This is a genomic window from Cupriavidus sp. 8B (genome assembly GCF_054589115.1).
Map to the genome: position 1 here is coordinate 1 of NZ_BAAILO010000552.1, position 979 is coordinate 979.

The 979-nt window shown below is 65.1% G+C and carries 2 protein-coding genes; both read right to left on the bottom strand.

Annotated elements, in window-relative coordinates:
• Positions 1-146, bottom strand: a 146-nt coding sequence (locus ACYP5B_RS47905) for a transposase (protein ID WP_459574424.1), incomplete at its 3' end; no start/stop codon positions are given.
• A gap of 202 nt (positions 147-348) precedes the next feature.
• On the bottom strand, positions 349-979 hold a 631-nt coding region (locus tag ACYP5B_RS47910), incomplete at its 5' end, for a TolC family protein (RefSeq protein ID WP_459574422.1).

Below are 979 nucleotides of genomic sequence, written 5' to 3' on the forward strand. Positions count from 1 at the left end.
CCCCCCCCCCGCGACTCACTGCGCCAACGCTCAAGCGTATCCACACCCACGCCAATCTCGCGCCCAACGTCTTCCGGCGATGCGCTCTCGGGCGGCAGCATGCGCGCGACAGCCCTGTCCTTGAATTCTTTTCCGTACCTGGCCACTCTCGTCCTTCATCCTCGCCCCCGGGGTTCTGATTCTATCGGGGCGACAACCATTCTGACGCGGGGGGTTGTACGAGCGCTCGTAGCCAACCAGCATTCCCAGCAGCAACGCGCCCACCATGTTCAGCCCGATGAACGCGTTGGCGGCGAGAAAGGCGCCGCTCCAATAGTGCTGCAGATCTCCTAGCATAGGATCTCGCCATCAGGCTGCGAGCCAGGCATTCAACGAGCGCAAGGTTTCCTCGCTCAGTTCCCCCGCCGCGGCGGCAAGCCGTAGACGGCCAAGGAGGTAGTCCAGGCGTGCCTGAACCAGGTCAAGCTCAGCGGCGAACACGCGCTGCTGCGCGTCCAGTACGTCGGGTTCCGTACGGGTGCCAACGTCCCGGCCAAGCGTCGTCGCCGCGAGCGCGCTACGCGCCGAAGTCAACGACTGCTCGAGAGCGGCGACGCGCGACACGCCCGTTTTCACCGAGAGGAATCCGTCCTGCACATTCAAGCGCACGTCTCGCCGGGCGGCGGCAACCTCCTGCTCCGCCTGGCTCTTCCTCGCAACGGATTCCCGCTCGCGCGAATCCAGTCCGCCGCCCGCGTACAGCGGAATGTTGAGCTGCAAGCCGATCGTCGCGGTTCGGGTGTTGCTGGCTGCAACCCAGGGAGCCAGATTGCCGGTTTGGCCTTGGGCGCCATAACGTGCCACGAGCGCGACGGTCGGGCGACTAGTGACGCGGTACTTGTCAATCTCCGCGCCGGCAACGTCGTGCTCCGACTGCCTGGTCTTGACGAGGTAGCTCTGTTCTTCACCCTTTGCCTGCCACGCCGTGAGATTGTCCGGC